Origin of the sequence: Aminobacter sp. Y103A (genome assembly GCF_030294925.1) — a bacterium.
GTDB classification, from domain to species: Bacteria; Pseudomonadota; Alphaproteobacteria; order Rhizobiales; family Rhizobiaceae; genus Aminobacter; species Aminobacter ciceronei.
Map to the genome: position 1 here is coordinate 4,802,155 of NZ_AP017986.1, position 26,590 is coordinate 4,828,744.

Annotated in this window: 29 protein-coding genes and 1 riboswitch; of the genes, 13 read left to right on the forward strand and 16 right to left on the reverse strand. The window is 64.6% G+C overall.

Features of this window, described 5'->3' with window-relative positions:
• The first annotated feature begins 11 nt into the window (after window positions 1–11).
• A complete protein-coding gene (locus tag Amn_RS23490) occupies window positions 12–800 on the forward strand; it encodes a lysophospholipid acyltransferase family protein (protein WP_154386130.1) in 789 nt (262 codons plus the stop codon).
• Here Amn_RS23490 and Amn_RS23495 read toward each other — a convergent pair.
• The 3 genes from Amn_RS23495 to Amn_RS23505 form a co-directional block, all read right to left on the reverse strand.
• Entirely contained in the window at window positions 797–1,372 is a 576-nt protein-coding gene (locus Amn_RS23495; protein ID WP_154386129.1) for a demethoxyubiquinone hydroxylase family protein, read from the reverse strand. The two genes, Amn_RS23490 and Amn_RS23495, sit on opposite strands and share 4 nt — an antisense overlap.
• 60 nt (window positions 1,373–1,432) lie before the next feature.
• Entirely contained in the window at window positions 1,433–2,488 is a 1,056-nt protein-coding gene (locus tag Amn_RS23500) for a bifunctional transcriptional activator/DNA repair enzyme AdaA (protein WP_154386128.1), read from the reverse strand.
• 73 nt (window positions 2,489–2,561) lie between these two features.
• Window positions 2,562–3,080 carry a gamma-glutamylcyclotransferase gene (locus Amn_RS23505; protein WP_286292372.1) on the reverse strand — a complete coding sequence of 173 codons (519 nt, stop codon included), beginning with the start codon at window positions 3,078–3,080 and terminating at the stop codon, window positions 2,562–2,564.
• A 56-nt stretch (window positions 3,081–3,136) separates the two neighbouring features.
• Here Amn_RS23505 and Amn_RS23510 point away from each other — a divergent pair, with 56 nt between their 5' ends.
• Window positions 3,137–4,135: a DUF2125 domain-containing protein gene (locus Amn_RS23510; RefSeq protein WP_154386126.1), complete on the forward strand. Its 999-nt coding sequence runs from the start codon at window positions 3,137–3,139 to the stop codon at window positions 4,133–4,135.
• Window positions 4,136–4,195: 60 nt separating this feature from the next.
• Here Amn_RS23510 and Amn_RS23515 read toward each other — a convergent pair whose 3' ends face one another.
• Window positions 4,196–5,131, reverse strand: a complete 936-nt coding sequence (locus Amn_RS23515; RefSeq protein WP_286292376.1) for a prephenate/arogenate dehydrogenase family protein — start codon at window positions 5,129–5,131, stop codon at window positions 4,196–4,198.
• A gap of 3 nt (window positions 5,132–5,134) precedes the next feature.
• Window positions 5,135–6,247: a histidinol-phosphate transaminase gene (gene hisC / locus Amn_RS23520; RefSeq protein WP_286292378.1), complete on the reverse strand. Its 1,113-nt coding sequence runs from the start codon at window positions 6,245–6,247 to the stop codon at window positions 5,135–5,137.
• A 153-nt stretch (window positions 6,248–6,400) separates the two neighbouring features.
• Window positions 6,401–6,478, forward strand: a riboswitch (SAM riboswitch).
• Between the two features lie 49 nt (window positions 6,479–6,527).
• On the opposite strand from hisC, the gene metA reads away from it, so the two are divergent.
• Window positions 6,528–7,451 (forward strand): homoserine O-acetyltransferase MetA, encoded by a 924-nt coding sequence (gene metA / locus Amn_RS23525; RefSeq protein WP_182575175.1) that lies wholly within the window; start codon window positions 6,528–6,530, stop codon window positions 7,449–7,451.
• A 46-nt stretch (window positions 7,452–7,497) separates the two neighbouring features.
• Here the strand turns inward: metA and Amn_RS23530 are convergent, their stop codons facing one another.
• Window positions 7,498–8,355: a LysR family transcriptional regulator gene (locus Amn_RS23530; RefSeq protein ID WP_286292382.1), complete on the reverse strand. Its 858-nt coding sequence runs from the start codon at window positions 8,353–8,355 to the stop codon at window positions 7,498–7,500.
• Between the two features lie 140 nt (window positions 8,356–8,495).
• Between Amn_RS23530 and Amn_RS23535 the strand changes: the two genes are divergently transcribed.
• Window positions 8,496–10,034 carry an MFS transporter gene (locus tag Amn_RS23535; RefSeq protein ID WP_286292385.1) on the forward strand — a complete coding sequence of 513 codons (1,539 nt, stop codon included), beginning with the start codon at window positions 8,496–8,498 and terminating at the stop codon, window positions 10,032–10,034.
• Between the two features lie 44 nt (window positions 10,035–10,078).
• Here the strand turns inward: Amn_RS23535 and Amn_RS23540 are convergent, their stop codons facing one another.
• The 5 genes from Amn_RS23540 to Amn_RS23560 form a co-directional block, all read right to left on the reverse strand.
• Window positions 10,079–11,884: an ABC transporter ATP-binding protein/permease gene (locus tag Amn_RS23540; RefSeq protein WP_286292387.1), complete on the reverse strand. Its 1,806-nt coding sequence runs from the start codon at window positions 11,882–11,884 to the stop codon at window positions 10,079–10,081.
• A gap of 124 nt (window positions 11,885–12,008) precedes the next feature.
• Entirely contained in the window at window positions 12,009–12,869 is an 861-nt protein-coding gene (locus tag Amn_RS23545; RefSeq protein ID WP_067966126.1) for a lipid kinase, read from the reverse strand.
• Window positions 12,870–13,048: 179 nt separating this feature from the next.
• Window positions 13,049–14,470: a pyridoxal phosphate-dependent decarboxylase family protein gene (locus Amn_RS23550; RefSeq protein WP_154386120.1), complete on the reverse strand. Its 1,422-nt coding sequence runs from the start codon at window positions 14,468–14,470 to the stop codon at window positions 13,049–13,051.
• Between the two features lie 98 nt (window positions 14,471–14,568).
• Window positions 14,569–15,360 (reverse strand): DUF1194 domain-containing protein, encoded by a 792-nt coding sequence (locus Amn_RS23555; RefSeq protein WP_154386172.1) that lies wholly within the window; start codon window positions 15,358–15,360, stop codon window positions 14,569–14,571.
• Window positions 15,361–15,450: 90 nt separating this feature from the next.
• A complete protein-coding gene (locus Amn_RS23560) occupies window positions 15,451–16,221 on the reverse strand; it encodes a class I SAM-dependent methyltransferase (protein ID WP_154386119.1) in 771 nt (256 codons plus the stop codon).
• A 106-nt stretch (window positions 16,222–16,327) separates the two neighbouring features.
• On the opposite strand from Amn_RS23560, the gene gloB reads away from it, so the two are divergent.
• Together gloB and Amn_RS23570 are read left to right on the forward strand one after the other, a co-directional pair.
• Window positions 16,328–17,095 (forward strand): hydroxyacylglutathione hydrolase, encoded by a 768-nt coding sequence (gene gloB / locus Amn_RS23565; RefSeq protein ID WP_286292390.1) that lies wholly within the window; start codon window positions 16,328–16,330, stop codon window positions 17,093–17,095.
• Window positions 17,096–17,097: 2 nt separating this feature from the next.
• Complete coding sequence (locus Amn_RS23570) at window positions 17,098–17,535, forward strand: cupin domain-containing protein (RefSeq protein WP_154386117.1); 438 nt, start codon at window positions 17,098–17,100, stop codon at window positions 17,533–17,535.
• Here the strand turns inward: Amn_RS23570 and yddG are convergent.
• Together yddG and Amn_RS23580 are read right to left on the reverse strand one after the other, a co-directional pair.
• Window positions 17,532–18,428, reverse strand: coding sequence for an aromatic amino acid exporter YddG (gene yddG / locus Amn_RS23575; protein ID WP_182575168.1), 897 nt, complete (start codon window positions 18,426–18,428; stop codon window positions 17,532–17,534). The two genes, Amn_RS23570 and yddG, sit on opposite strands and share 4 nt — an antisense overlap.
• Window positions 18,429–18,565: 137 nt before the next feature.
• Window positions 18,566–19,348 (reverse strand): DUF3108 domain-containing protein, encoded by a 783-nt coding sequence (locus tag Amn_RS23580; RefSeq protein WP_286292395.1) that lies wholly within the window; start codon window positions 19,346–19,348, stop codon window positions 18,566–18,568.
• 255 nt (window positions 19,349–19,603) lie between these two features.
• Here Amn_RS23580 and rpmB point away from each other — a divergent pair, with 255 nt between their 5' ends.
• The 6 genes from rpmB to Amn_RS23610 all read left to right on the forward strand — a co-directional run bounded on the left by rpmB (window position 19,604) and on the right by Amn_RS23610 (window position 23,360).
• Window positions 19,604–19,900, forward strand: coding sequence for a 50S ribosomal protein L28 (gene rpmB / locus Amn_RS23585; RefSeq protein WP_067957607.1), 297 nt, complete (start codon window positions 19,604–19,606; stop codon window positions 19,898–19,900).
• A gap of 122 nt (window positions 19,901–20,022) precedes the next feature.
• Window positions 20,023–20,700: a queuosine precursor transporter gene (locus tag Amn_RS23590; RefSeq protein WP_154386115.1), complete on the forward strand. Its 678-nt coding sequence runs from the start codon at window positions 20,023–20,025 to the stop codon at window positions 20,698–20,700.
• Between the two features lie 59 nt (window positions 20,701–20,759).
• Entirely contained in the window at window positions 20,760–21,707 is a 948-nt protein-coding gene (locus Amn_RS23595; RefSeq protein ID WP_154386114.1) for a LysR family transcriptional regulator, read from the forward strand.
• Window positions 21,708–21,807: 100 nt separating this feature from the next.
• On the forward strand, window positions 21,808–22,170 hold the full coding sequence (locus tag Amn_RS23600) for an antibiotic biosynthesis monooxygenase family protein (protein WP_154386113.1): 363 nt from the start codon (window positions 21,808–21,810) through the stop codon (window positions 22,168–22,170).
• 14 nt (window positions 22,171–22,184) lie between these two features.
• Window positions 22,185–22,814: a DsbA family oxidoreductase gene (locus Amn_RS23605; protein ID WP_154386112.1), complete on the forward strand. Its 630-nt coding sequence runs from the start codon at window positions 22,185–22,187 to the stop codon at window positions 22,812–22,814.
• 96 nt (window positions 22,815–22,910) lie between these two features.
• Window positions 22,911–23,360, forward strand: a complete 450-nt coding sequence (locus tag Amn_RS23610) for a GNAT family N-acetyltransferase (protein WP_182575166.1) — start codon at window positions 22,911–22,913, stop codon at window positions 23,358–23,360.
• A 6-nt stretch (window positions 23,361–23,366) separates the two neighbouring features.
• On the opposite strand, the gene Amn_RS23615 is transcribed toward Amn_RS23610, so the two are convergent.
• On the reverse strand, window positions 23,367–23,795 hold the full coding sequence (locus Amn_RS23615; protein WP_154386110.1) for an Lrp/AsnC family transcriptional regulator: 429 nt from the start codon (window positions 23,793–23,795) through the stop codon (window positions 23,367–23,369).
• Window positions 23,796–23,917: 122 nt separating this feature from the next.
• Here Amn_RS23615 and Amn_RS23620 point away from each other — a divergent pair, with 122 nt between their 5' ends.
• Entirely contained in the window at window positions 23,918–25,018 is a 1,101-nt protein-coding gene (locus Amn_RS23620; RefSeq protein ID WP_182575165.1) for a saccharopine dehydrogenase family protein, read from the forward strand.
• 140 nt (window positions 25,019–25,158) lie between these two features.
• On the opposite strand, the gene Amn_RS23625 is transcribed toward Amn_RS23620, so the two are convergent.
• Together Amn_RS23625 and Amn_RS23630 are read right to left on the reverse strand one after the other, a co-directional pair.
• The gene (locus tag Amn_RS23625; protein WP_154386108.1) at window positions 25,159–25,530 is read right to left on the reverse strand and encodes a nuclear transport factor 2 family protein; all 372 of its coding nucleotides are present in this window, start codon (window positions 25,528–25,530) and stop codon (window positions 25,159–25,161) included.
• 47 nt (window positions 25,531–25,577) lie between these two features.
• Window positions 25,578–26,585, reverse strand: a complete 1,008-nt coding sequence (locus Amn_RS23630; protein WP_182575164.1) for an esterase-like activity of phytase family protein — start codon at window positions 26,583–26,585, stop codon at window positions 25,578–25,580.
• Between the last annotated feature and the right edge of the window lie 5 nt (window positions 26,586–26,590).

Genomic DNA, 26,590 nt, shown 5'->3' on the forward strand with positions numbered 1-26,590 from the left:
GCCCCTCACCAATGCTCCATATCCGCTCGCTGGCATTCAACTTCGTCTTCTATGTCAGCCTGATCGCCCAGATGATCTTCTGGACGCCCTACTATTTCCTGTCGCCACGCCACCGCGCCTGGCTGGTGCCCAAATTCTGGGCGCGTTCGAGCCTGTGGCTGCAGGAAAAGATCGCTGGCACGAAGAGCGAGGTCACGGGGCTCGAAAACCTGCCTGCGGGTTCGTTCATCCTGGCGCCCAAGCACCAGTCGTTCTGGGACGCCATCGCCTTTTTCCCCTACTTGCGCGACCCGCTCTACATCCTCAAGCGCGAGCTGATGTGGATCCCGTTCTTCGGCTGGTACATCGCCAAGATGAAGATGATCCCGGTCAACCGTGGCAAGCGCTCGGCAGCCCTGAAGGCCGTTGTCGTGGCAACCCGCCGGGAAATGCAGAACGACCGCCAACTGATCATCTATCCCGAGGGCACCCGCCGCGCGCCCGGCGACGAGCCGGCCTACAAGTGGGGCATCGCCGAACTTTATGCGGCGCTCAACATGCCCGTCGTGCCCGTCGCCCATGTCGCCGGCCTGTACTGGCCGCGTCGCAAGTTCCTGCGCTACCCCGGCACCATCAAGGCCCGTTTCCTGAAGCCGATTCCGGCGGGCCTTTCGCGCGAGGAATTCATGCAGCGCCTGATCTCGGAAACCGAGGCCGCCTGCGACGCGTTCCTGATCGAAGCGGCAACCTCGAAGAACCCGCCGCCGATGCCGCCGACGGCGGTAAAGCGGCTCAGGGAATTGGGCGTCGAGGTCGGCTAGCTGCCGGCCGCCAGCTCGCGCTTCATCCAGCTCGTATCGCCCCAGGTCGACAGCCAGATCATCATGGCTGTCGCCGCCGAGATCGCCCCATAGGCCAGCCTGTAAGGCACGCCCTTGGCGGACCTGCGCTGGCGCGCGACCTCAAGATGCTCGAGTTCCTCCTGCTGGATGTCGAGGATGGCGGCATGCAGCCGCTCGTCCCGACGTTCCAGGAAACGAAGCTGTTCTTCGAGATGGCGATGCACGGTGGCCTCCACCGCTTCCGTGCACAGCCAGACCATCTGCGGTCCAAGCACCGATGTAACCAATCCCAGCACATAGCCGCCAAGCGACCAGAACTTCATGACACGGCACGGCCGCGTGTCGCGTGTCGGCATGGCGTCGCGAAAGATCCTGGCGTGAAGGATCTCGTCGGCGCGCATTTTCTCCAGCTCCGGCTGGATCACCGGGAAGAACCGCCGGGCAACAGCGATTTGCGCGCCATAGATGTTGATCGCGGCGCGTTCGCCAGCGTGATTGACCTTGAGGATACGCTGGATCGTGATCTTGTCCGCGCTTGCAGGCAGCAGCATCGATGTCCCCCGACTACGATGCTCCCTTGATATCACTGATCCTTGATATGTGACACGAGGCTAGCCAGCGGCCATCCGCCGCTCGTGTTCAAGCAGCCAGCGCTTGCGCCAGAGGCCACCGCCATAGCCCGTCAGGTCGCCGCTGGCGCCGACCACCCTGTGGCACGGGATGACGATGGCGATCGGGTTGGCGCCGTTGGCGCGGCCGACCGCACGTATGGCTGCGGGGTTGCCGATCTCGGCGGCGAGGCCGGAATAAGTCACCGAGACGCCCGCAGCAATGCGGCGCAAGCCGTCCCAGACCTGACGTTCAAAGGACGTGCCCTGCGGTGCCAGCCGAGTTGCGAACTCCGCAGACGTGCCAGCGAAATAGGCGGAGAGTTCCGCCTCGATCTGATCGATCGGTGCGGCCCTGCCGAAGGCGATGGCCGAGCCGGTGACCGCCTGCAGCTTGCGCACCTCTGTCGCCAGCGCCTTTCGCTCGAGGAATTCGAGGATGTGCAGGGCATGCTGGTCCGCAATCGCGATCATCGGGCCGATGGGCGTCTCGATCCAGTCGGCCTTGAGCATGGTCTTGCCGCGCAGCTTGGCCGGCGCCTCGCCGAGCAGCCGGGTGACAGCCGCGCGAAATCCGCTGCCGGAATCGAAACCCGCCTCGACCTGGGCGTCGACGACGCTGTCACCTGACGTCAGCCTCTCTGCCGCTTGCCCCAACCGGCGCAGCCGCGCCATTTCGAGAAAGCTCATGCCGAAACGACGCTTGAAGGCGCGGCGCACTGTCGAGGCATCGAGGCCCATGGCGACGATATCGGCCTCCAGCCAGCGCCGTTCCGGCTCGCGTTCGAGTGCTTCGGCCAGCGCTGCGACCAGCGGCTCCGCTTCGCCCGAGCCCATCATCGGCCGGCAGCGCAAGCAGGGCCTGAAGCCGGCATGCAGGCATTCGGCGGTGGTGTCGAAGAACTGCACGTTCTCGCGCCTGGGCTTGCGCGCGGAGCAGGTCAGCCGGCAGAAGATGCCGGTCGTCCTGACGCCGACATAGGCAAAACCGTCATAGCCTGCATCGCGGGCGATCAGGGCATCATAAAGCGTGTCGTCATCGGGGCGTTGGAACAGCATGGCTGATCCTTAGCGCGTCTCCGCTCGGCGCGCCGCCGAAAAACGGGCGTTGATTTTGCCTCCTGACACAGAGCTATTTGCCGACCAGACGTGCCACATCTTCGAGCCAATGGTCGCGAATGCCGAGCGCCCTGAGATGCTCGACGGTGCTGAGCACATAATCCTCGTTGCGGCCCGACTGGCCGACGGCTCCGGTGACGATTTCGGCCGCGTGCGCCGCGTCGAGATTGCCGGCATACTGATGATGCTTGCGGTCGGCGATGTAGCACACCGCCTCCGCCTTTCCGCCGCCATCGAGCTGGATGGTCAGCTGGCGTTCGAGATAGACGCTGGTGACGAGCTCGCGGTCCCTGAGATAGGCAACCACCTCGTCGCGCAGGTCGCCCGGCACGCGGAAGGCGAGGCCGACACAGGAGCCGCCACGGTCGAGGCCGAGCACCAGGCCCGGCCGCTGCTCGGTGCCACGATGGACCCAGGAGCGGATGCAGAGCGAACGACGAAACCCCATCAACCGGGCACGGCGCGTCTCGACATGCGCGAAACCTGGCCGCCACATCAGCGAACCGTAGCCAAAAACCCAAAAATCGCCCATATCGCCAGCCTGTTGGTGATCGCGGTGAACAGAACCGCGTTAGCGAGAGCCCGAGCATGCCGTCAAGTCAGGAACCAAGAGCAAACTACAGCCGCCGCTTCATGTGGCTCGGGCTTTTCATCGTGCTTCTGTTCGGCGGCTACAGCGCCGGATGGTTCTGGTTCGCCGGCAAGGCCGAAAGCGAGGTGCGCAAGGCGATCGCCGGAGTCAACCGCGATGGCGTGTCGCTCGAATGCGCCAACCCCGAGATCAAGGGCTTCCCGTTCCGCATCGGCCTGTTCTGCGACCGGCTGGACTACGAGGATGCGGGGCGCAGGATTTCGGCCAGCGCCGGCAGTTTCCGCACCGCCGCCCAGGTCTATCAGCCGATGCACTCGGTGCTGGAGATCGACGGCCCGCTCAGGATCACCGCGCCCGACCTGCCTCAGTTGCAATTCAACTGGGATTTGCTGCATGCCAGCGCACGTATCGCCAAGCCGTTGCCCGAACGTATCTCGGTCGAAACGCTCAAGCTTTCCGGCCAGGCAGCGTTTATCGACGGCGTCGCCAAGCCGCTGTTCACCGCCGAGCAGACGCAGACGCATCTGCGCCCGAACGGCGCCAACATCGATCTCGCCGGTACCTTCACCGGCTTGCAGATCGACCCGCAGGCGATCGGCGGACGCACGCTGCCCAAGCTCGACGGCAGCGCCGACACCTCGCTCAACAATGGCGTCGCCCTTGTGGAAAACAGGCAGCCGGCGCTGCGCGGCCAGTCGGGCAGCATTCGCTCGCTGACGCTGACGTCGGGCGGTACGACCGGCGTCGCACTCAGTGGCCCATGGTCGGTCGGCGACGATGGACTGATCGATGCAGATCTCAAGGTGACGATCCAGAACCCGCGCGAGCTGTCGCGCATCCTGTCTCAGGTCATTCCGGAGCAGGCCAAGCAGTTCGAGACCGCCTTCACCGGCCTCGCTTTGCTCGGCGACGCGCCGACCCTGCCGCTCAAGATCGTCAAGGGCAAGGCGACTTTGGGCTTCATTCCGCTCGGCATGGTACCGGCGGTAGATTAGGGGAGTAAGGCAGTAGGGGAGTAGGGGGACGATCCCCTGCTCCCCTGTTCCCCTATTCCCCTAACCCTTCGCCGGATGCTCGATGGCCTCGCGGCCGAAGTTCGGCACGTCGACTTCCTGGCCGGCGTCGATGATCGAGCGGCGGATGGCGCGGGTGCGGGTGAACATCTCGAACAGCTTGTCGCCGTCGCCCCAGCGGATAGCCCGCTGCAGCGACGCCAGGTCTTCCGAGAAGCGCGCCAGCATTTCCAGGATCGCGTCCTTGTTGTGCAGGCAGACGTCGCGCCACATCGTCGGGTCGGAAGCCGCCAGACGGGTGAAGTCGCGGAAACCAGAAGCCGAATATTTGATCACTTCCGACTTGGTCACCGACTCCAGATCGTCGGCTGTGCCGACGATGTTGTAGGCGATGATGTGCGGCAGGTGCGAGACGATGGCGAGCGTCATATCGTGATGTTCGGGATCCATCGTATCGATGTTGGAGCCGCAGCGGCGCCAGAACTCCGACAGCTTCTCCAGCGCCACCGGATCGGTATCAGGCAGCGGCGTGAAGATACACCAGCGGTTCTCGAACAGCTCGGCGAAACCGGCATCGGGGCCCGACTTCTCGGTACCGGCCAGCGGATGGCCGGGGATGAAATGCACGCCCGCGGGTACATGCGGGGCCATCTGCGCGATGACGGAGGCCTTGGTGGAGCCGACGTCGGTGAGGATGGCGCCCGGCTTCAGCGCTGAAGCGATGTCGACAGCCACCGCTTCCGAAGAGCCGACCGGCACCGAGACGATGACGAGGTCGGCATCCTTGACGGCTGCCTTGGCGTCGGTCGAGTAGCTGTCGCCGAGGCCGAGTTCCTCGGCGCGGGCGAGCGTGGGTGCGCTGCGGGTGGTGATCGCAATGTGACGGGCGAGCCCTTCACGGCGGATGACGCGGGCCAGCGACGAGCCGATCAGGCCGATGCCGACGAGGGCGATCTTTTCAAAGAGAGGATCTGACATGGTTCAACTTTTCAGGAATTCGGTGAGTGCGGCGACGACGCCGCGATTGGCTTCTTCGGTGCCGATGGTCATGCGCAGCGCATTGGGGAAACCGTAGCCGGTGACCCTGCGCAGGATATAGCCGCGCGCCGTGAGATAATCGTCGGCGGCAGCGGCCGAGTGCTTGCCGTCATCGGGGAAGTGCACCAGCAGAAAGTTGCCGACCGAAGGCGTGACGCGCAGGCCGAGCTTTTCGAACTCGGCGACCAGCCATTCCGCCCATTTGGCGTTGTGCGCCACCGTGCGCTCGACATGGCCGCGGTCTTCCATTGCCGCCACGCCGGCCTCGATGGCCGCCGCATTGACGTTGAAGGGACCGCGCATGCGCTCCAGCACGTCGATGATGTGCGACGGCGCATAGATCCAGCCGATGCGCATGCCGCCAAGGCCGTGGATCTTGGAGAAGGTCCGCGTCATGACGACGTTCTCGTTGGCCGCGACCAGCTCGACGCCCGATTCATAGTCGTTGCGGCGGACATATTCGGCATAGGCGGCATCGAGCACGAGCAGCACGTTCTTGGGCAGTGCCGCGTGCAGGCGGCGCACCTCCTCGAACGGCAGGTAGGTGCCGGTCGGGTTGTTGGGGTTGGCGAGGAAGACGATCCTGGTCTTCGGCGTCACCGCCGCGATGATGTTGTCAACGCTGGCCTTCTCGGCATCCTCCTTGGCAACGACCGGCATGGCACCGGCTGCCTGGGTGTAGATCTTGTAAACCATGAAGCCGTGCTCGGTGTAGACGGCCTCGTCGCCCGGCGAGAGATAGCTCTGGGACAACAGGCCCAGCACTTCGTCGGAGCCATTGGTGCACAGGATGTTGGCAGGATTCAGCCCATGGGTCGCCGCGATCGCCTGCCTCAGGCGTGACGCCGACCCATCGGGATAATACTCCATCTTATGCGATAGCCTTTGGACGGCCTCGATCGCATGGGGCGAGGCGCCGAGCGGATTTTCGTTCGACGACAGCTTATGGACCTTGGCGACGCCTGCCGGAGCGGAGCTCTTGCCGGGGACATAGGCTGCGATGTCCATGATGCCGGCGCGGGGTTCGGGGCGAATCTGCTCGGGTGCCTTGGTCATTTCGAAATATCCTGGATTGGCGCCTCCGGCCGGAGGCCGCAGCGGAAATACCGCCCGGTGCACGCAATGTCGAGGAAAACCGGCGGAACCGGGCGGTCTGGCCGGACGAATGGGTCGCGGTTGACGCAATCCCCGACCGGGCGTAATAGCAGGGCATAGACCCGTGGTGATTTGGCCGGTCGGCTTGCAGCCACGTTAAACAAGTCGCTAAAGGGCCGTTTGCGATCCGTAAACCGGCTTTGCGACAGCAATGCCGGTTTTGTTTTTTGGAGTTCGCACAGTGCCGATCAAGATCCCGGATCAACTCCCCGCCCGCCAAGTGCTGGAAAAAGAGGGCGTGTCCATCATGGATGAGCAGACAGCTCTCCGCCAGGACATCCGTCCGCTGCAGATCGGCCTGCTCAACCTGATGCCCAACAAGGTCAGGACCGAAACGCAGATCGCGCGCCTGATCGGCGCCAGCCCGCTGCAGGTCGAACTGACGCTGGTGCGCATCGGCACCCACAAGGCCAAGAACACCTCAGAAGATCACCTCATCGCCTTCTATCAGACCTGGGAAGAGGTCAAGGATCGCAAGTTCGACGGCTTCATCATCACCGGTGCGCCGGTGGAACTGCTGCCTTTCGAGGACGTGACCTACTGGGACGAACTCAAGCAGATCATGGACTGGACGACGACCAACGTGCACTCGCCGTTCTTCATCTGCTGGGGCGCGATGGCGGCCGCCTGGCATTTTCACCGCGTTCCCAAGCACACGCTGGAGCACAAGGCGTTCGGCGTCTACCGCCACAACAACAACGCGCCTGCCTCGCCCTATCTCGCCGGCTTCTCCGACGATTTCGCCATACCGGTGTCGCGCTGGACCGAGGTCCGTGCCTCTGACATCCCCGAAGGCTCCGGCCTGGAGCTTTTGATGGAATCGGAAGAGACCGGCCCGAGCCTGCTGGCCGAAGAAGCCGGCAACCGGCTCTACATGTTCAACCACATCGAATACGACTCGACCTCACTCAAGGAAGAGTATGACCGCGACGTGGCCGCCGGCGTGACGATTGCCGTGCCGCACGAATATTACCCCGACGACGACCCGCAGCGCCGGCCGCTGAATCGCTGGCGCTCGCACGCCCATCTTTTGTTCGGCAACTGGATCAACCGCGTCTACCAGACCACCGAGTACGATCTGGAAAACATCGGCAAGGGCCGCTAGCCTCCCCGAACAGGACCGCGCTCGACGCCGGGCGCGGTCCTTTGCCCTACCCCGCTTTGGCTCGATGCTCGTGGAAGGCGCAGGCGAGGATGCGCAGGGCTTCGCGCGAGCGGCGGTCGGTGAGCGACGAGTGCAGCACGATTTCGGTTGCCGGCACATCGGGCAGACCGAACTTGCGGCTGACTTCGACGGTTCCGGGAGGCGCGAGACGGCTGGGAAAGACCGCCGTCGCCAGCCCGGCCGACACTGCCGCCGTCACCAACGACGAGCCGCCGCCGACGAACACCTCGACCCAGGGAATGCCGGCATCGTCGAGCGTGCGTATCGCCAGATCGCGCACGCCGCACAGCCGCGACAGCGTCGCCAGCCGGATCGGCTCGCCAAGACGATGATCGAACTCGGGCGTCGCAAACCAGCCGAAATGCTCCGGTCCCAGCACCTCGCCGTCGCGGCGGTCGTCCTCGCGCCGGACAATCGCCGCATCGAGCTCGCCACGGTCGAAGGCGTCGAGCAGCAAGGTCGAATTGTCGACCTGGACCTCGATGGTCAGGGCCGGGTCGTGCTGGCTGAGGCGGGCCAGCAGCGTCGTCACCTCCGGTCCGGCGACATGGCCGGCAATGCCGAGCGTGAAGCGCCGCGCCGAACATGACAGGCCGGCAACCGCTTTGTCATGCGCGGCTAGGAAGCTGCGTGCCGATTCGATGAACAGCGCGCCGTCGGCCGACAGCCTGACGCGGCGCGGAGTACGTTCGATCAGCTTGCGGCCGACACGCTCCTCCAGCCGCTTGAGCTTGACGCTTACCGCCGCCTGGGTCGAGCCCATGGCGTCGGCTGCACGGGTGAAACTCTGCAGCTCCGCCACCATGACGAAGTTACGAACGGCCTCGGCGTCGAGCCACAGCATGTCATCTATACCGACTTGTTATCACTGATATAGTTTTGCATAGCATTTATGCATGATCAAGCTTGGCATATCTCGGATGTTTCCAGATAACCAGCGGCGACCGGACTTCCTCCCCCGACGCCGCCAGCCGGAGACATGGGATGAAGCTGACGATGAGAGACAGTCTGGCGCTGGGGGCGATCTGCCTGTCGGCGCTGATGTTTGGTCTTGAGATATCGAGCGTGCCGGTGATTCTGCCGACGCTCGAACATGTGCTGCATGCCGACTTCAAGGACATGCAGTGGATCATGAACGCCTACACCATCGCCTGTACGACGGTACTGATGGCAACAGGAACGCTGGCCGACCGCTACGGCCGCCGGCTCGTTTTTGCGCTTACGGTTGCCGCTTTCGGCGTGACCTCCTTGATGTGCGGCCTCGCCCCCACCACCACAGTGCTGATCGTCAGCCGCTTCCTGCAGGGCATGGCCGGCGGCGCCATGTTCATCTGCTCGATCGCCATCCTCTCGCACCAGTTCCAGGACGCCAAGGCACGCGGCAACGCCTTTGCCGTCTGGGGCGTCATATCAGGCATCGGCCTTGGCTTTGGCCCCATCATCGGCGGCGTGATCGTCGCCCTGTCGACCTGGCAGTGGGTCTTCCTCGTGCACGCTCCACTGGCATTGCTGTGCCTGGTGCTGACCTTCGGCAGCGTCAAGGAATCGCGTGACCCGCAGGCGACGAGGCTGGACCTGCCCGGCATCGTCATCCTGAGTGCTGCTGTCTTCGGCCTGACCTACTACATCACCCAAGGCGCTGATCTCGGCTTCCTCAGCCCGACGGCACTGGCTATTGCCGCGGCGACGCTGATCGGCCTGATCGCCTTCGTCGCGGTCGAGCGGCGGCACTCGCACCCGATGTTCGACTTCTCGGTGTTCCGGATCCGTGACTTCTCCGGCGCCATCGTCGGCTGCGTCGGCATGAACTTCAGCTATTGGCCGTTCATGGTCTACCTGCCGATCTATTTCACCGCAGGCCTCGGCTATGACAGCACCGAAACGGGGCTCGCCGTGCTCGCCTATACGGTGCCGTTCCTGGTGATGTCGCCGGTGGCGCAGTATCTGCTCTTGCGCACCAGCCCACGCACCGTCATTCCGCTCGGCCTGTTCACCATCGGCCTCGGCTTCATCGCCATGTGGCTGGGCAGCCCTGTCGAAGGGGCGAGCGGCCTGACGGTGCTGCCCGGGGCGCTGATTGCCGGCATCGGTCTCGGTCTGACGACGACGCCGGCCACCAACATGACCACGGGTTCGGTGCCGGCCAGCCGCGCCGGCATGGCCTCGGGCATCGATGCCAGCGCCAGGCTGATCGCGCTTGCCATCAATATCGCCGTCATGGGCTTCGTTCTCGTCGAGGGCATCCTTGCAGGACTTAGGGGGGCGCTGCCCGAGGGCGCCGATGCCGGCCAGCTCCGCTCGCTGGCCGAGCGCATCGCCGCCGGTGGCGTAACCGACGGCGCACAAGGCGCCCTCGATGTGCCGGCCGACGCGGTCCATGCCGCGCTGGTCAACGGATTCCACTGGGTGATGCTCTATGGCGGCCTCGGCGTATGGGTGCTGGCGGCACTCAGCTTCGTGCTGTTCGGTGCCGGAAAGTCGTCGGCCAAGCCTTGCTCGGATGCGCAGACGCACGCGATCTGAGCGCACCGCTGCAGGCCTGCTCCAGCGGCCTGCAGCCCGGCCGATCAAGCCGGAGCCTTGGCCTTTGCCACATCCTTGATGCGGATCGGCTTGAGCACCGGCCCACGCTTGTCCTTGGCAAGGTGGACTGTCCGGTCGAACAGGCCGCCATTGTGACGTTGCGGGCCAAAATAGACGACGCCGGTGCTGGCGAGCTCGCCCTCGAACATGTCTTTGACCCGCTGATGCGCTGCTGCGTCGAGCGTCTCGAAGGCCTCGTCGACAATCGCCCAGTCTGGCTTGTGCAAACGCAGTCGCGCGAAGGCGACGAGCCGCAATTCGTCGCTGGTGAGTTCGTCGTTCCATGGCGCGACACGGTCGAGCGAGGTTGCCAGCCGCTCCAGCCCGACGGCGGCAAGCGCTTCGGCAAAATCCTTGTCGTCGAGGACTGTGCCGCTGGACGGATAGGCAAGCACCTCGCGCAGCGTGCCCGGCGGCAGGTAGGAAACGCGCGGCAGGAAGGCGACCTGCTTGTCCTTGGGCAGTTCGATGCGGCCCTTGCCCCATGGCCACAGCCCGGCGAGCGCGCGGAACAGCAGCGTCTTGCCGGCACCTGCCTCGCCCGTGACCTGCAGGCGCTCGCCCGGCCTGACCCGGAGATGCGGCTCCGAAAGCCGGATGCAACCGCTTGGCGAGACCAGCTGGAGATCGTCGAACGCCAGGCTGCCGTCGTGGCTTTCGGCGACGTCGATGCGCTCCTCCTTGTCGTGCAGCCCGTCGGCTGAGACCAGCACGCGGCGGATCACGCCGACGCGCATCAGCGTGGCGCGCCAGTCGGCGATGGCGCCGACATTGTTGATGAACCAGCGCAGCGAGGCGTGGACCTGGTTGAAGGCGCTGACAGCCATCATCAGCCCGCCGAAGCTGATGTCGCCAGCGAAATAGACCGGTGCAGCGACCAGGATCGGCGCGACCACGGTAAACCAGCCATAACCGTCGGTGACCCAGCCGAGATTGATCTGGGTGGCGAAGATGCGGCGCAGCGAATTGAGCACGCCGGCAAGATCGAGCTCCAGCCGGCGCTTTTCATCGGCCTCGCCGCGCGCCAGCGAGATGGCGTCGATGTTCTGGTTGATGCGGACCATCGAGAAACGAAGCTCGGCTTCGCGCGAATAGCGATCGGCGTTCTGGGCAATCAGCGGCCGGCCGACCAGCCAGCTCAGCAGCGATGCGGAGCCGGCATAGGCGATCGCCGCCCAGACCATGTAACCGGGAATGCTGAACGAGCGCTCGCCGACGTGGAAGACGAAGCCGGACGACAGGCTCCACAACACCCCGACGAAGGACACCAGCAGGATCGAGGCCTGCAGCAGGCCGATGGCGAGGTCGGTTGTAAGGTCGGCAAGGTGGCCGGCATCCTGCTGCATGCGCTGGTCGGGATTGACGCCGACGGCCCCGGCATTGGCGAGGCGGAAGGCACGGCCAGGCCGCAGCCATTCGGTGATGAGGTCGAGCGTCAGCCCCTCGCGCAGCTTGAGCCGGATCATCTGGTTCAGCCATTGCTGGCCGACATTCAGCACCAGGAGGCAGCCGGCGATCGCCGCGAAGATCGTCAGCTGGCGCAGGAAGGCGTCGAGGTCGCGGTTTTCGAGCGCGTCGTAGAACGGCTTGTTCCAGCGGTTGAGCACGATCTGCCCGGCCGACGTGGCGAGGATGACGGTCAGGATCGACAGGCCGAGCCAGACGAGTGTTCGGCGCACCGGAGAGCCGGCAAGCGCCTGCCGCGCCATTCTGAGATGGTCGAAAAACCGGCCGTCGACATCCGCTGCCAGAGGCTCACGATTGGTGTGGATGAACGATTGGGCTGGCATGCGCATCCTCCGGCTGGCCGCTTCGTGCGAATCGGCGCGGGCGGAGTGTGCCATTCAACTGCGATGGCGTATCAGCGAGTCGGCTGAACAGACCGTGATTGAAAACGCAGTCTTTGGCCGAGGCTCAGCCCTTCGGCACGAACACGTTGACCGATTTCGGCCGGATGCGGAAATGCGCCGGCGTCCAGGTAACCAGCTCGCCGTCGGTGTTGACCGGTCGCGGCTGCTTGGTGCGGATCGTCACCTCCGTGGTCTTGAAGGCGCGGACGTCGTCCCACTGGCCTTGCGTGCCCTTGCGCAGGCTGGGCAGAAGCCTGAGCAGCCGCCACCAATGGTCGACCTCGAGGCTGTAGAGATCGAGCCAGCCGTCGTCGGCGGTCGCGGTCTCCTCGACGGTCATGCCGCCGCCATAATGGCGACCGTTGCCGACCGAGACCTGCATGGTGCGGATCTTTTCGGTGGTGCCGTCATGGTCGACATAACAGGTGAACAGCCGCGAACGCATCAGGATGCGGGCGGCGACGATGCCGTAGCCCAGCGTGCCCCAGCGCTTCTTGGCGTGCTCGGTGAGCTCGCCCGCCAGTTCGGCGCTGAAACCGATGCTGGCGACGTTGAAGAACAGATGGCCGTTGACCTCGCCGAGATCGACGGTTGCCTGGTGGCCGGCGGCGATGATTTCCGCCGCCTTCACCGGGTCGGCGGGAATGCCCATCGTGCGGGCAAAGTCATTGGCTGTGCCGAGCGGCAACACGCCGAGCGTCAGGCCGGAATAGGACAGACCGGCGGCCGCGTTGTTGAGCGTGCCGTCGCCGCCACCAACGATTGCCATGTCGAAATGATCGGCATTGCGCGAGATCAGCTCGGAGGCGTTCTCGTCCTTGCTTGTTGCCATCTCCTCGATCTGGAGACCGGCATCGACGAGCACCTGACGGGCGGCATCGATCGACCCGCCACCACGGCGTGCGCGCGGATTGACGATCAGCATCGCGCGCTTGCCCCTGGAATGCTGCACGGCGCGCTTTTGGTTGATGACGTCGGTCAGGAGGAAACCCCTATTCTTCACGGTGGGCCAAGCCCGCTGTCATCTAGGGATCGATCTGGCAAATTTGAAGGCAGGCGGATGAATATGCCGGCGGCGAAGCCAAGTAACCGGAAATATTCGCGTCAGTCCTGGGACGTTTCACGCACGCCGCGCCAGGCCGAGATGATGGCTGCGGCGGTAGCCTTGCCGGCCGCGTCGTCGATGAGCCAGGAAATCACCGAAATGCGCATCACCTCGCGTCCGCGCCATTTGGCGCCGCCGGCGAAGGCAACGCCGTCCCGCTGGAGCCGGATGATCGTTGCCCGGGTCAGTTCATCGCCGCGCTCGGCAGGCTCGTCGGCGCCGAAACGCACCAGCACCTGGTTGAGCACGACATCGTTGAGTACTGCGATGGCGTTTTCACCACGCAGCTCATCGGCGATCAGCCGGGCAACACGACAGTGCCGCTCGACCATCGTGGCTATGCCCTCGCGGCCGAGATGGCGGATGATCGCCCAGGTGGCAAAACCACGCGCCCGCCGCGACAGTTCGGGAACGAAATGGCTGGGGTCGCGCTCGCCCTCCATAGCCGTCGGCAGATAGCTCGCCGCAATCGTCATGGCGCGGCGATGCGCCTCGCTGTCGCGGACGATGGCATAGCCGCAGTCATAAGGCGTCTGCAGCCATTTGTGACCATCGGTTGCCCAGGAATCACAAGCGTCGAGCCCCTCGGTGAAATGCCTGAAAGCAGGGCAGGCACGCGCCCAAGCCCCGAAAGCGCTGTCGACATGGATCCAGGCACCGACCCCGCGGGCGATCGGCACCAGTTCGGTGAACCTGTCGAAGCCGCCGGTGTTGATCTGGCCCGCCTGCAGGATGACGATTGCCGGCCCCCGCACGTCAGCCGCACGGCGAGCGAAATCCTCCGGCTCCATCTGGCCTTGGCTGTCGGTGGCGACCCGGATCAGCCGATCATGGCCAAGGCCGAGGAATTGCAGCGCCGAAAACACCGTGGTGTGGGCGTCGTCTCCGATCAGCACGGAAATCGGCGGCGCGCCGAACAGGCCGTTGGCGTCGACATCCCAGCCGACACGTCGCAGCACCGCGCCGCGCGCTGCGGCCAGGCAAACGAAATTTGCCACCGTAGCACCTGTGACAAAGCCGACCGAGCTTTCGCGCGGCAGATCGAGCAGGTCGAGCAGCCAGCGCGCGGCAACCGTCTCGGCCGCGGCGGCCGACGGCATGGCGTGGTGGTTGCCGGCGTTCTGGCCCCATGCGCTGGTCATCCAGTCCGCAGCGACGCCGACCGGGTGCGAACCGCCAATGACCCAGCCGAAGAAGCGTGCGCCGGTGGTAACGTTGAGGCCCGGTTCGGCCCGTGCCGCCAGTTCGTCGACCACGACGCCGGGTGCTTCTCCGGTCTCGGGCAAAGGGCCGTCAAAGGCGGCCAAGGCGTCGGCGTAGCCATGCAGCGGACGCTGCGGCCTGGATGGCAGTTCCGACCTGTAACGGATGGCATGGTCCGCGGCCTGGCGCAGCAGGCGCCCGATCTGTTCCCCCTCCATGGCAGTACCCTCTGCTCCAAGAGTGCCGTAATCCGCAGAAACATTAGAAACCAAGCATATTCCGCGCAGGGCTTCCCGGCAACGAACGCACCCGCAGTCTAACGGTCTAGCTCCGGGAAATAGGGATCGGAATAGATCCGCCTGTCGTGTTCGCCGGCCATGCAGTCGACCCGGGGCTCGGTGTCGATCCTGACGACCGGCACGGCATGGGTGTCGCCGCTGACCTCGAGCACCAGCTTGCGCCGGATCGCAGTGGCGAATTCCGACGCCGCCTTGATCGGCAGGACGAACGAGCCGGCGCCGCCGGTGACACATTTGGCGTAATAACGGTCGAGCCGGGACGCCGTTCGCGACGGCCGGATCAGGATCGGCAAGCCGTTGATGACGATTCCCTGGGCCAGAGCAGCGTCACGCGCGGGAAGCACCGGGTTGCCGAAATTGTTCGGCCCGTCGCCCGAAATGTCGATAACGCGGCGAAAGCCGTCGGCGTCGTTGCTGTCGAACAGCTTGGCGCCATAAGTGACCGCGCCCGAGATCGAGGTGCCGCGAAAGCCGCTGAACGGCCTCGCCTCGAGCCTGGCGGCGAAGGCGGCAGCACTCTGCGGCCCGTCGATGATCTGCCACGGCACCACCGATTCCTCGCGCACGGTGCCCGCCCATTCGAAATAGGTGATGGCGACGCGGCCATGCTGGCCGGACAGAACGGCATCAATGAAATCAGGGTGGCGCAGCGCCTCGACATAACCCGCGCGCTGGAGGGTGAACTCTTCCAGATCCATCGAGCGCGAGACGTCGACCGCAAGCACGAGCTCGACATCGACCGCAACACCAGCCACCGGGCGCGGCACCTCGCAGCCCAGACACAAGACTATGGCCAGCACGCCCAGCATCGTTTGCAGGCTCTCCGACGGATGGATCAGTGTCGCGGCAATGGCGTCGGAATGGAAGTGGTGCGGCTTCACCCCTTCGTGAGGTACAGCCTAGCCACCATGCTCCGCGTCGCCACGGCGCAGGGCTGGAAAGCCGCGTGAGGCGCCGGTGGGCGACAGCACCGGCACGAAGACGCGCCGCGAGGCGCGCTGCGCCACCGGAATGCCCTGGTAGACGCGCTTCTGCGCCTCAACAACGATGGCGCCGGCAAAGATCGGCCAGAGGCGGCGGCCTGCGCGCTCGAACAGATGGTCGAACTTCATCATCCATTTGCGCCGTGACGGCGGGAAATGCAGCGCATCCGACCATGCCGAGACGGTGAAATTGGCCTCGCGCAACAGTTCGTTGAGCTGGCCGGACGAGAATGGCCGCCCGGTGCCGAAGGGCGTGTGCTCGAAACGCGCCCACATGCCGCGCCGGTTGGGCACGACAATGACGATGCGCCCCGCCGGCGACAGCACGCGCCAGATCTCCTTCAGCGTCTCGCGCGGGTTTTCGGCATGTTCGAGCGAATGGACCAGCAGCACCCGGTCGACGGAGGAATCGACGAGCGGCAACTCCTCGTCAAAGACGAGTGCCGTCGAGGACGGCCCATTCGCCGGCCAGACCACGGCACCTTGTGTAGCCGGCATGAAGGCAAAGACACGCTCGGCATCGCTGCCGAATCGGTCGAGCCAGGGCAGCGTGTAACCGAGCCCGACAAGCCGCTCATTGGGCAGACCGGCCCACACCGACGACAGCGCCATGGATATCGACTGCTCGGCGAGGCGGCCAAGCGGCGTCGAGTAGAAGGAGCGAAGATCGACGATGTCGGAATTCATGGGCCGAAGGTAGACGCGCCGCCCACCGACTTCAACGACCCCGCCCCATTTGGCGTGACAGGCTTGCCGACGCGCCCTATCGTCGTTCCCGAACTGGAGTATTGCCATGGCCGCCGAGATCAAGCTTTTCATGTGCCGCACCGACAATTTCGGCGCGCTTTTGCACGACCGCGAAACCGGTGAGACGGCAATCATCGATGCCCCGGAGGAAGGCCCGATCCAGTCGGCGATCGAACACAGCGGCTGGACGCCGTCGACGATCCTGACGACGCATCACCATGCCGACCATGTCGAGGCGAACCTGGCCTTGAAGAGCCGCTACAAGCTGCGCATCATCGGCCCCGAAGCCGAGCGCGACAAGATCCCCGGCATCGACGACACGGTCGAGCAAGGCTCGGTCATTCCTTTCGGCAACGAGACCATCGAGGTCATCGAGACACCGGGCCATACGGCCGGCCATGTCTGCTACTACCTGCCGAAATCGAAGCTGGCCTTCACCGCCGACACGCTGTTTGCGCTCGGCTGCGGCCGGCTGTTCGAGCGTCCCGCACCCGTCATGTTCGAATCGCTGAAGAAGCTCGCCGCCCTGCCGCCGGAGACGGTGATCTATTGCGGGCACGAATACACGCTGTCCAATGCGCGTTTCGCGCTGACGATCGATCCGGACAACGCAGCCCTGCGCGCCCGCACCGATAAGATCGAGGCGTTGCGCAGCGACGGCAGGCCGACGCTGCCGACGACAATCGGCGAGGAGCTGGCGACCAACCCGTTCCTGCGCTGGGCCGATCCAGCCATCCGCAAGCATCTCGGCATGGAAAAGGCGGCCGACGTCGACGTCTTCGCTGAGGTCCGGAAGCGCAAGGACAATTTCTGACCATGACGGCTCAGGAGATCATTGCCAGCCTCGGCATGCAACGCCACCCCGAGGGCGGCTGGTATGTCGAGACATTTCGCGACAATCCGGAAGCCGGACCGCATGGCCCGCGCGGCAACCAGACGGCGATCTATTTTCTGCTCGAGCACGGTGACGTGTCGGCATGGCACCGGGTCAAGGACGCTGCCGAAATCTGGCACTACCATGCCGGCGCGCCGATCGAACTGAAACTGTTCCAGGAAGGCGGCATCCTTGTCGCCCACACGCTTGGCGTCGACATCGCAGCCGGCCAGCGGCCGCAATGCGTGGTGCCGTCCGGCTGGTGGCAGACGGCGCGTTGCCTGGGTGACTGGACGCTTGTCGGCTGCACGGTGTCACCGGGTTTCGAATTCGCCCAGTTCGAGTTGGCGGAACCGGGCTGGGAGCCGAGTGTCGGCTAGGCCCCTGCCCCGTCGGCGGCCGGCCCCTTGCCCTCGCCAAAGATCAGCGATTTCGCCGCCAGCACCGCACCGCCGGTGATGAGCACGCAAGCGGCGAGGATGCGCAGCGATGGTTCGGCGAAGCCGGCCGCGATCAGCACCAGGGTCGACAGCAGCGGGGCTGCGTAGCTCGCAGCACCGAGCACCTGGATGTTGCCGCGCTTGACGCCGATGTCCCAGGCATAGAAGGCAGCACCGACCGGCATCAGGCCGAGGCCAAGCACGGCGAGCCACTGACCGGCATTGGCCGGCAGCACGGTCTCTTCCAGCGCCAGGTGGCAGGCAAGGGACAGCACCGACGTCGCCAGGCAGAACCACGTGACGACGGTCGTCGGCACCGAGGGAAAGCGGCGTGACAGAAGCGAATAGCCCGACCACAGGAAGGCGCAGGCGAAGGCCATGATGTAGCCGAAGGCGTAGCGCGGCTCGAAGGCCAGCCCGCCGCCCTTGGTGACGATCAGGAAGGTGCCGGCCAGGCCGAGCAGCGCACCGGCGATGTGGTTCCAGCGCAGGCGCTCGCCCGGCATCAGCGCCGAGCCGAGCACAATGAAGAGCGGCCAGAGATAGGCGATCAGGCTGGCCTCGACCGCCGGCGCGTTGCGCAGCGCGGTGAAGTAGAAGAAGTGGTAGCCGAACAGGCCGACGATGCCGATGATCCAGACCTGCGCCGGGATCTTCTCGGCCTTGTCGGGCTTGGGCATGAACAGGCGGGTAACGAGGCCGACGCAGGTGCCGACGGCGAAGGTGATCGCCGACATCAGGAACGGCGGCACCGAACCGGAGGCGTCGGTAAGCAAGGCCAGCAGCGCCCACATGGCGACCGCCGAAAATCCGATCAAGGTTGCGCGCCCCACTTACCCCTCCCGGCGCAACGCGCCTTTCCCCGTGGAGGCTGACCGCGTCCGGAAACCGGCGCCCCCTCTTCGTTGCGCATGATCTTATCCGAAAATCGATGTCCACTTTTCGGGAACATGCTTCGTTCGGGTCATGCTCAATTGGTCGCTTCGAAGCGCCGTGCCTTGACGGTGATCGTTCCGATCTCCGTGCTTACGGTCGCATATATAGGCGCATATACTCCGGTTTCGCCGAGCGGCGCAAACGTCACCATGATGCGGCTGCGGTCGCGCAGGAAGGTCAGCGCCTTCTTGTCGGTGCGGTAGCCCGAGACAGGCTGGAAGCCCATGCGGCAGGTGACTGTGTCGCCTTCGAACCCCTTGACCACCATCTTCTTGCGCGACACCTCGGTCAGCTTGAGGTCGGCACGCAGTTCGCCGTCATAGATCCTGACAGTGCGGCCGCAGACCTTGTCGAGGCTGGGCGCGCGGATGACGGTCGCAGCGATCGGATCGGCGACGCCGCGCAGGTCGTTGGCGCCGAGCGGAATCCAGGTCTTGCCGCGCTTCTTGGGCGGCGGCACCACCTCGGTGCTGGTGACGCGGTCGCCGGAAAAGCCGACTGCGACGAGCGAGCTGACCTTGCCCGAGACATAGTCGGCGCGGAAGGCTCGTGGCCTGGTGCGGCCCTCGCCAAAACTGCCGCGCGACGAGATCGTGCCGCGCGTGTCGTCGAAGAAGGCCGCCAGCCCGGCGCTGGAGACCCTGCCGTTGACGACATAGGAGTTGCCCTCATAGGTGCTGTCGAAGGTCGCCTTGGCGACCGGAATGCCAAGACACGAGAGCGAGTAATCGCCGCTGAAGGATTTGCCGGCGGCGAGCAGCGGCGACGGCAGGACGGCGAGGCAAAGGCAAAGCAGGATCGGTGCGGGGCGGCGCATTCTCGGTAACACCTCATCGACAGCGCAAGCTGCGCCTGCCGCTGTTCACGTCCCTGCGCGATGGTTATAGAACCAATTCCGGCCATTCTGTGGAGTTGGGGACAATGCCTGGAAACAACCGGGGTGCTTGACGCGTCGGTGAAATACACTTATGGAACGCCAACTTTTTCCATGAGGCCGCCTGACTGAGACCGCGCGCCATCGTTATTCGGTGCGTCATCGTCGCTTGGTCCGCCAGAACTGAAGGTAAGTAACATGTCCCGCGCTTGCGAACTCACCGGCAAAGCCGTCATGACCGGCAACAATGTGAGCCACGCCAACAACAAGACCCGTCGTCGCTTCCTGCCGAACCTGGTCAACGTCACGCTCATCTCCGAGACGCTGAACCAGAACGTGCGCCTGCGCATTTCGGCCAACGCCCTGCGCACGGTCGAGCATCGCGGTGGCCTCGACGCCTTCCTGATCAAGGCTGACGCGGAAGAGCTGTCGCAGCGTGCGCGCCTGCTCAAGAAGCAGATCGCCAAGAAGAACGCCGAGCAGGCCGCAGCCTAATCGTCTGACGAGGCGGGGGACGACCGCCTGGAGCCTCTGACGGCCGCAAGGACGATGGAGGCTCCGCCCAAATCCGCCCGGGCTATGCCCGTACCGCTGGTTCCATTACCCAGGATAAAAAAATGAACTCCGGTTCAAGATACCTGCCTTTCGTGGCGGCCATGGCGCTTGTCGTCGTCGCTTCCAACATTCTCGTCCAGTTCCCGATGCAGGGACAGGTCGGACCTTTGGCGCTTGCCGACGTCCTGACCTGGGGCGCCTTCACCTATCCCTTCTCATTCCTGGTCACCGACCTTGCCAACCGGCGCTACGGCCCGAAGCTGGCACGGCGTATCGTCTTCGTCGGCTTCACGGTTGCGGTGGTCTGCTCGATCGTCATTCCGCCGGTGCTGTTCCGCTATGGCCTGATCCCGTTCGACACGGCTGCCGATCGACTGGCGCGAATCGCCGTTGCCTCCGGTGCTGCCTTCCTGACCGCCCAGTTGCTCGACATCACCGTGTTCAACTGGCTGCGCCGGCAGAGCTGGTGGCGCGCGCCGATCTTCGGCACGCTCGTCGGTTCGGTGTTCGACACGGCGATCTTCTTCGGCATCGCCTTTTCGGCAGCCTTCGCTTTCCTCGGCTCCGAGGATGCATTCGCCCTGGAAGCGGCCCCGCTGTTCGGCGTGCTGCCGTTCGAGGCGGCGCGCTGGATCTCGTGGGCGCTCGGCGACCTCACGGTGAAGCTTCTGATCGCCGTCTTCGCGCTGATCCCCTACCGCCTGATCGCCGCGCGCTGGACACAGCCGGCGCTGGCATAGCCGCCAACAAATACGACAGCATTGCCAAGAGCATCCGATGATCGATCGGCTGCTCTTGCATGTCGGGCGCCGCCGCATACCTTACCGGCTCGCGCCACGGCATGATCGGCAAGGGTATGGCTCTCGATTCGGTTGATCTTTTCCTCGAGGTCGTTCGGACCGGAAGCTTTTCCGGCGCAGCCAGAGCCACCGGCATCCCCGTCTCAACGATAAGCCAGCGTATCGCCGCACTCGAAACCCGCCTCGGCAGCACCTTGCTCAAGCGCACCACGCGACGTCTGGCCTTGACCGAAACCGGCGCAAGCTATCACGAGGTCGCGTCGCGGGCGCTGGCCGAACTGCGCGGCTACGAGGCCGAGCTGACCGACACGGCGGCAGGGCTGAGCGGCAAGCTCAGAGTGGCGAGCACGATCGCCATGGACGATGTGCTGGCGCCGCTGCTGAGCAGCTACCTCGAGGCTCATCCCAACATGTCGCTGGAGCTCAATCTGAGCAGCCGCAACGCCGACCTGTTCACTGATGGCATCGACGTCGCCATTCGGGTCGGCACGCTGCGCGACGATTCGGGGCTGGTGGCGCGTTCGCTTGGCAGTGCCGCGCTGAGGCTCGTGGCGTCACCTGCCTATCTCGCGGCACATGCACCAATCAGCCATCCTGGTGACATCGACACCGGCCAGCTGATGTCCTTTTCCGGATATGCCTCGGCACAGCTACGCCACGCCGGCGGCGACCCCTACAAACTGAGCATCTCCGGTCGTTTCACCGGCAACCAGCTTTCGTCATTGCGGCATCAAGCCGTCGCGGGTCGTGGTATTGCGCTGGTGCCGGCTGCGTTCCTGGCCCGGGAACTGGCCAGTGGCGAGCTGGTGATTCTGTTGCCCGAGTGGAGCGGCGAGGCGCAGCCGATCCACATCGTCTATCTGCGCCAGCGCATCGTCTCGAGGCGCCTGCGCTCCTTCATCGACCATGTCGTCGCGCATTTTCCGCGCCAGCTGTTCGTCGCCTGATCTTCCGTCGATCCGGAAGCTGCATCCTGAAATCTCCGGCTAATCCACCCGGGTACCTGTCCTTACCTTCGGCTCATCAAAGCGACGAAAGGACATGCAGATGCAGGACACACAGGGATTCTACTCGATCATCGACTACACCGTGGACGGCGCCCAGACACAGCAAGAGCTGATCGACGCCTTCGCCGGCCTGCAGGAAAAATGGGTACGGTTCTATCCCGGCTACAAGTCGGCGCATCTGTTTGCCAGCACCGACGGCACGCGCGTCTACAACATCATCCACTGGGAAAGCGAAGCCGCGCATCGCGAATTCGAGCGCGTATCGGACAATGCCGCGCGCATTGCGGCGATCGAGGGCGTCATCGACGGCCTCAAGGGCAAGGCCGAGCCCAGAATGAGCGGCCCACCGCGCTACAACCTCGTCCGCGAAATCGCGCCCGGCCCGCGCCCGATCGACGCCTGAGCCGGGAGGAGACCATGCAGATCGAGATGCATGCCGACGTGCTGTGTCCGTGGAGCTACATCGCCAAGCGCCGCCTCGAAGCCGCCTCGGCGCTTGCCGGCACGCCGATCAGGATCGTTTGGCGCAGCTTCGAGTTGTCGCCCGAAGGCGCTCTGATATCAGGCGACAGCGCCGCCGACATGATCAGGCAATGGCGCGGCGATGCGGCCGAAGCGCGGCTCGCCCAGATCACAGGGTTCGGAGTGGTCGAGGGCATCAAGCTAGACCTGGAGAACGCCCGCCCGGTCAACAGCTTCAACGCGCACCGGCTGGTTCACCTTGGTGCAGCGAGCGGCAAGGCCGACGCGGTGATGGAACGCCTGCTGCAGGCCTATCACAGCGAGGCCGAAAACATAGCCGACCGCGGCGTTCTGGACCGGCTTGGCCGCGAGGCCGGGCTTGCGCCAGGTGCGGTGGCGGAATTGCTCGCCGGCGACGATTTCGCCGCCGCCGTGCGCGCCGACAAGCGCCTCGCCGTCGAACGCGGCATATCGGGCGTGCCGGTGATGGTCCTCGCCGGGACAGCGCCGACTTCGGCGGTCAAGCCGGTCGAGGAGCTTGCCAAGCTGCTGCGACAGGCGGCGGCAAGCGAGCCGAGCGCATGAGCATCGGTATTCGCTACTTTCCGCGACCACCGGGGACATGCTGACGTAATGCAATCTCGACAATGTCGCGGGAGTTACGTCAGACACGGTGGATACATGACCATTACACTACGCCCGCTCAACGATGCCGAGCGGGCAACAATGCTTGAACTGCAAGTCGCGCCGGCGCAGCAGAATTTTGTCGCCAGCAACGAGGATTCGATCGAAGAGGCTGATGCGGGCCACCATTGCGCGCCGTTCGCCATCTATGCCGATGACCTGCCGGTCGGCTTCACCATGTATGCGCTCGATCCCGACGACGGCAATTACTGGATCTATCGGCTGATGATCGACCAGCGTTACCAGCGGCTCGGCTATGGCCGCAAGGCGTTGCTGGAGATGCTGAAGCTGATGTCGAAGCTGCCCAGCTGCGGCCATGTCACCTTGAGCGTCGTGCCGGAAAACGAAATGGCGATGGCGCTCTATCGCGAGGTTGGCTTCCGCGCGACGGGCGAGGTTATCGGTGGCGAGGTCGTCTTTCGTCACGACCTTTCGGCGATCGGCTGAGGCCGATCAGCGGTCGATTCGCGTCGACAGGACGATCGACGACAAGGTGCGTTCGACACCTTCGAGCGCACCTATTCGGTCGATCAAGGCATCGAGGTCGCGCACCGACGGCGCCTCGACGACGACGATCATGTCGAAATTGCCGCTGACCGAATGCAGCGTGCGCACCTCGGGAATCCGCTTCAGCACCGCCTCCACCGCCGCCGAGACCTTGGGCAGCGCGGTGACCAGGATATGCGCGCGAACCAGGTTCTTCTCGTAGTCTGGCGACAGCCTGACGCTGTAGCCAGCAATCACCCCACGCTGTTCCAGCCGCTCGATCCGGCTTTGCACCGTCGTTCGCGACACACCTAGCTTGCGCGCCAGCTCGGCCGTCGAGGCGCGCGCGTTCTCGCGCAACAAGGCAAGCAGGGCGCGGTCAGGGTCTGTCGTCATTTCGTCGATACCATACGTCGTTTCGTCCAAAACATATCGGCCTTTCGGCAATATCGATACTGCCTTTTGACGTGGTGCGACCGTAGACTCCGCGCGAAATTCCATTTGAAGGGGACATGACCATGAAACAGATCGTTGTCGTAGGCGCAGGCAAGATCGGCTCGACCATCGCCGACATGCTGGCCGAGAGTGGCGATTACCAGGTGACCGTGGTCGACCGCTCGCAGGCCGCACTTGATTCGCTCGAGACCGGCAACGCCGTCGAGACGCTTAAGGTCGAGATCGCCGAAGCTGGCGCCCTCGACGCCGTTTTGGCAGGCAAGTTCGCCGTACTTTCCGCTGCCCCCTTCCACCTCACCACGCGCATTGCCGAGGCAGCCGCCAAGGCCGGCGTGCACTATCTCGACCTGACCGAGGACGTCGCTTCGACCCGCATCGTCAAGGAACTGGCTGTCACCGCCAAGAGCGCCTTCATCCCGCAGTGCGGCCTCGCACCAGGCTTCATCTCGATCGTCGCCAACGATCTCGCCAAGCGCTTCGATTCGCTGGAGAGCGTGCGCATGCGCGTCGGCGCACTGCCGCAGTACCCGTCCAATGCGTTGAACTACAATCTGACCTGGAGCACCGACGGCGTCATCAACGAGTATTGCGAGCCCTGCGAGGCGATCGTCGAAGGCTCGCTGGTCGAGGTGCCGCCGCTGGAAGAACGCGAAGAGTTCTCGCTCGACGGCATCACCTATGAGGCGTTCAACACCTCGGGCGGTCTCGGCACGCTGTGCGAGACCTACAAGGGCAAGGTGCGCACGCTGAACTACCGCACCATTCGCTATCCCGGCCACGCCGCGATCATGAAGGCGCTGCTCAACGATCTCGGCCTGCGTCACCGCCGCGAAGTGCTCAAGGACATCCTGGAGAACTCGCTGCCGGCGACCATGCAGGACGTGGTGGTGATCTTCGTCACCGTCAGCGGTCGCAAGGGCGGGCGCCTGCTCCAGGAAAGCTACGCCAACAAGATCTACAGCCGCCAGATGGGCAAGATGGTGCGCAGCGCCATCCAGATCACCACGGCTTCCGGCATCTGCGCCGTGCTCGACATGCTGGCCAACGGCGCATTGCCGCAGCAGGGCTTCATCCGCCAGGAAGACATCGCACTCGACGCCTTCCTCGCCAACCGCTTCGGCCACAACTACGCCCAGGCCGCGACAAGCCATCTGGCAGCCTGATTGGGGGACGCCTTACGGGGAAGATACCCCGGAGGTCATGATTTTTGCAGCGAGGGGTTAGGGGACCCCTCGCTTTCTTTTTGTCCGGATAGCTGCGACCGGCTCCCTGCTTGGCTCGGCCAAGGGCAAGTTCAGGCAGATCAGATCGCTACCATCGGCCCGAAGAAGCCGATGATGCGCGCGATGCGCTTCCCGTCGGGCGAAAGCTCGGCAATATCAAGGCCTTCGGGCAGCGGTGTGCCGTCGGCCTCGACGACGCGCCAGCCGAAGCGGGCAACGCCGTGATGAAGATCGACAGAGGTGGTGCGGACGATCTTCGCACCGGGGCGGCTCATCCGGATACTTGCGATATGCACCAGAAGCTCATCGGCACCGACAGTGTCGGCCCGCGGGTCGGTGTATGTCGCCCGCTCGGCCCAGACGGCTTCGAGCAGCTCCTTGCGACTGTCGGCGTCGGGTTCGTTCCAGACCGCGCAGTAGCGGTCAATGAGGCTGGTTACATCGGACGACATGGCTGGCTCCCGCATCGCAGGCGCCGACAATAGCGGACAATCGCTGCTCAATCGCCGTGCAGGATGAATTCCAGGTAGAGGTTGCGCTGCAGGATCGAATGGTTGTCGTCGGAGACCAGCGATACCATCAGCGCGCCGTCGCTGCGCTGCCAGACGTCGAGCCCTTCCATGTTGTCGATCTGGTAGCCCATGTTGGCTTCCAGCAGCACCGGGCCGTCGGCGATCTGGCCCCTGGCGATTGTCTCGGAGGCAATGCGCCGGAGCCGCATCTTCACGCCCGAAGCCATCGAGAAGCTACGTTCAAGCAGCAGCAGGTCGCCATCGGGCAGGAAGGCGCCGTCGGTGATGTCGAACTCGCCGTTGCGCTTGACCGTGAAGACGCCCTTCTTGGGCCCCTCGATGATCGCGGCGAAGATGTTGCCTGATGTGTCGAGGCTCTTTTCCGACACCACCACAAGCCCGCCCTTCTCAGTGGAATAGGCGACGGTCTCGAAGCCGCGATTCGTCCTGAGCTCGTTGCGCGGCACGAGGAACTCGAGCTCGCGGAACGGCGGCTGCATGTTGTCGGGATCGATGCGGTACTGGGCGACGCGGTGGGTGCGCTCGAAGCCCACGGTAGCGATACCGTCCTTCACCGCAAGGCCCTCTGCATCGGCCTGCCATTTCTTTTCGATGGCGACACCGGAGCTGTCCACCATCTGCACCATGCGGAAGTTCTCGATGCCCGTCGGGCGCATCGCGGAATCGCGGGCGACACGTCCAAAATACCAGAAGCCGGTGTCGGCGACGCCGATGAAGTCACTCCCCGATTTGAGGAAGCGGAAGGCCGACAGCGCGCCGAGATTGCGCGACGACGAGGTCATTTCGAGGCCGCCGACGAATTCGAGCGGACCAAAGATCTTCTGGTCGAGACCGATCTGGAAGCGGGCGATGGGACGGGCTGATATCTCGATGCGCTCGATGGCAGGCTGCTCGGCGCGCGAGGACGCGGTGAGCGATGCCGACAGCGCGAGCGCCGCCAAGGCAGCGCAAGCAAGGTGCCGCAGCCGGGCCATGGACA

Bases quoted from the DNA above. Each gene is read 5' to 3' on its own strand.
- Amn_RS23545 (WP_067966126.1), bottom strand. From the start codon at position 12,869: ATGCTGATCGTCAATCCGCGCGCACGCCGTGGTGGCGGGTCGATCGAT.
- hisC (WP_286292378.1), bottom strand. From the start codon at position 6,247: ATGACCAAGGCACCCGAGCAGATTCGCCCCGAACCCCGCGCCGGCATC.
- Amn_RS23510 (WP_154386126.1), top strand. From the start codon at position 3,137: ATGCCGTCAAGTCAGGAACCAAGAGCAAACTACAGCCGCCGCTTCATG.
- Amn_RS23570 (WP_154386117.1), top strand. From the start codon at position 17,098: ATGACGGCTCAGGAGATCATTGCCAGCCTCGGCATGCAACGCCACCCC.
- Amn_RS23625 (WP_154386108.1), bottom strand. From the start codon at position 25,530: ATGTCGTCCGATGTAACCAGCCTCATTGACCGCTACTGCGCGGTCTGG.
- Amn_RS23555 (WP_154386172.1), bottom strand. From the start codon at position 15,360: ATGCTGGGCGTGCTGGCCATAGTCTTGTGTCTGGGCTGCGAGGTGCCG.
- Amn_RS23590 (WP_154386115.1), top strand. From the start codon at position 20,023: ATGAACTCCGGTTCAAGATACCTGCCTTTCGTGGCGGCCATGGCGCTT.
- Amn_RS23605 (WP_154386112.1), top strand. From the start codon at position 22,185: ATGCAGATCGAGATGCATGCCGACGTGCTGTGTCCGTGGAGCTACATC.
- Amn_RS23610 (WP_182575166.1), top strand. From the start codon at position 22,911: ATGACCATTACACTACGCCCGCTCAACGATGCCGAGCGGGCAACAATG.
- gloB (WP_286292390.1), top strand. From the start codon at position 16,328: ATGGCCGCCGAGATCAAGCTTTTCATGTGCCGCACCGACAATTTCGGC.
- Amn_RS23505 (WP_286292372.1), bottom strand. From the start codon at position 3,080: ATGGGCGATTTTTGGGTTTTTGGCTACGGTTCGCTGATGTGGCGGCCA.
- Amn_RS23630 (WP_182575164.1), bottom strand. From the start codon at position 26,585: ATGGCCCGGCTGCGGCACCTTGCTTGCGCTGCCTTGGCGGCGCTCGCG.
- Amn_RS23490 (WP_154386130.1), top strand. From the start codon at position 12: ATGCTCCATATCCGCTCGCTGGCATTCAACTTCGTCTTCTATGTCAGC.
- Amn_RS23535 (WP_286292385.1), top strand. From the start codon at position 8,496: ATGAAGCTGACGATGAGAGACAGTCTGGCGCTGGGGGCGATCTGCCTG.
- Amn_RS23500 (WP_154386128.1), bottom strand. From the start codon at position 2,488: ATGCTGTTCCAACGCCCCGATGACGACACGCTTTATGATGCCCTGATC.
- Amn_RS23600 (WP_154386113.1), top strand. From the start codon at position 21,808: ATGCAGGACACACAGGGATTCTACTCGATCATCGACTACACCGTGGAC.
- Amn_RS23495 (WP_154386129.1), bottom strand. From the start codon at position 1,372: ATGCTGCTGCCTGCAAGCGCGGACAAGATCACGATCCAGCGTATCCTC.
- Amn_RS23580 (WP_286292395.1), bottom strand. From the start codon at position 19,348: ATGCGCCGCCCCGCACCGATCCTGCTTTGCCTTTGCCTCGCCGTCCTG.
- Amn_RS23550 (WP_154386120.1), bottom strand. From the start codon at position 14,470: ATGGAGGGGGAACAGATCGGGCGCCTGCTGCGCCAGGCCGCGGACCAT.
- Amn_RS23515 (WP_286292376.1), bottom strand. From the start codon at position 5,131: ATGTCAGATCCTCTCTTTGAAAAGATCGCCCTCGTCGGCATCGGCCTG.
- Amn_RS23595 (WP_154386114.1), top strand. From the start codon at position 20,760: ATGTCGGGCGCCGCCGCATACCTTACCGGCTCGCGCCACGGCATGATC.
- Amn_RS23540 (WP_286292387.1), bottom strand. From the start codon at position 11,884: ATGCCAGCCCAATCGTTCATCCACACCAATCGTGAGCCTCTGGCAGCG.
- Amn_RS23620 (WP_182575165.1), top strand. From the start codon at position 23,918: ATGAAACAGATCGTTGTCGTAGGCGCAGGCAAGATCGGCTCGACCATC.
- Amn_RS23615 (WP_154386110.1), bottom strand. From the start codon at position 23,795: ATGACGACAGACCCTGACCGCGCCCTGCTTGCCTTGTTGCGCGAGAAC.
- Amn_RS23560 (WP_154386119.1), bottom strand. From the start codon at position 16,221: ATGAATTCCGACATCGTCGATCTTCGCTCCTTCTACTCGACGCCGCTT.
- Amn_RS23530 (WP_286292382.1), bottom strand. From the start codon at position 8,355: ATGCTGTGGCTCGACGCCGAGGCCGTTCGTAACTTCGTCATGGTGGCG.
- rpmB (WP_067957607.1), top strand. From the start codon at position 19,604: ATGTCCCGCGCTTGCGAACTCACCGGCAAAGCCGTCATGACCGGCAAC.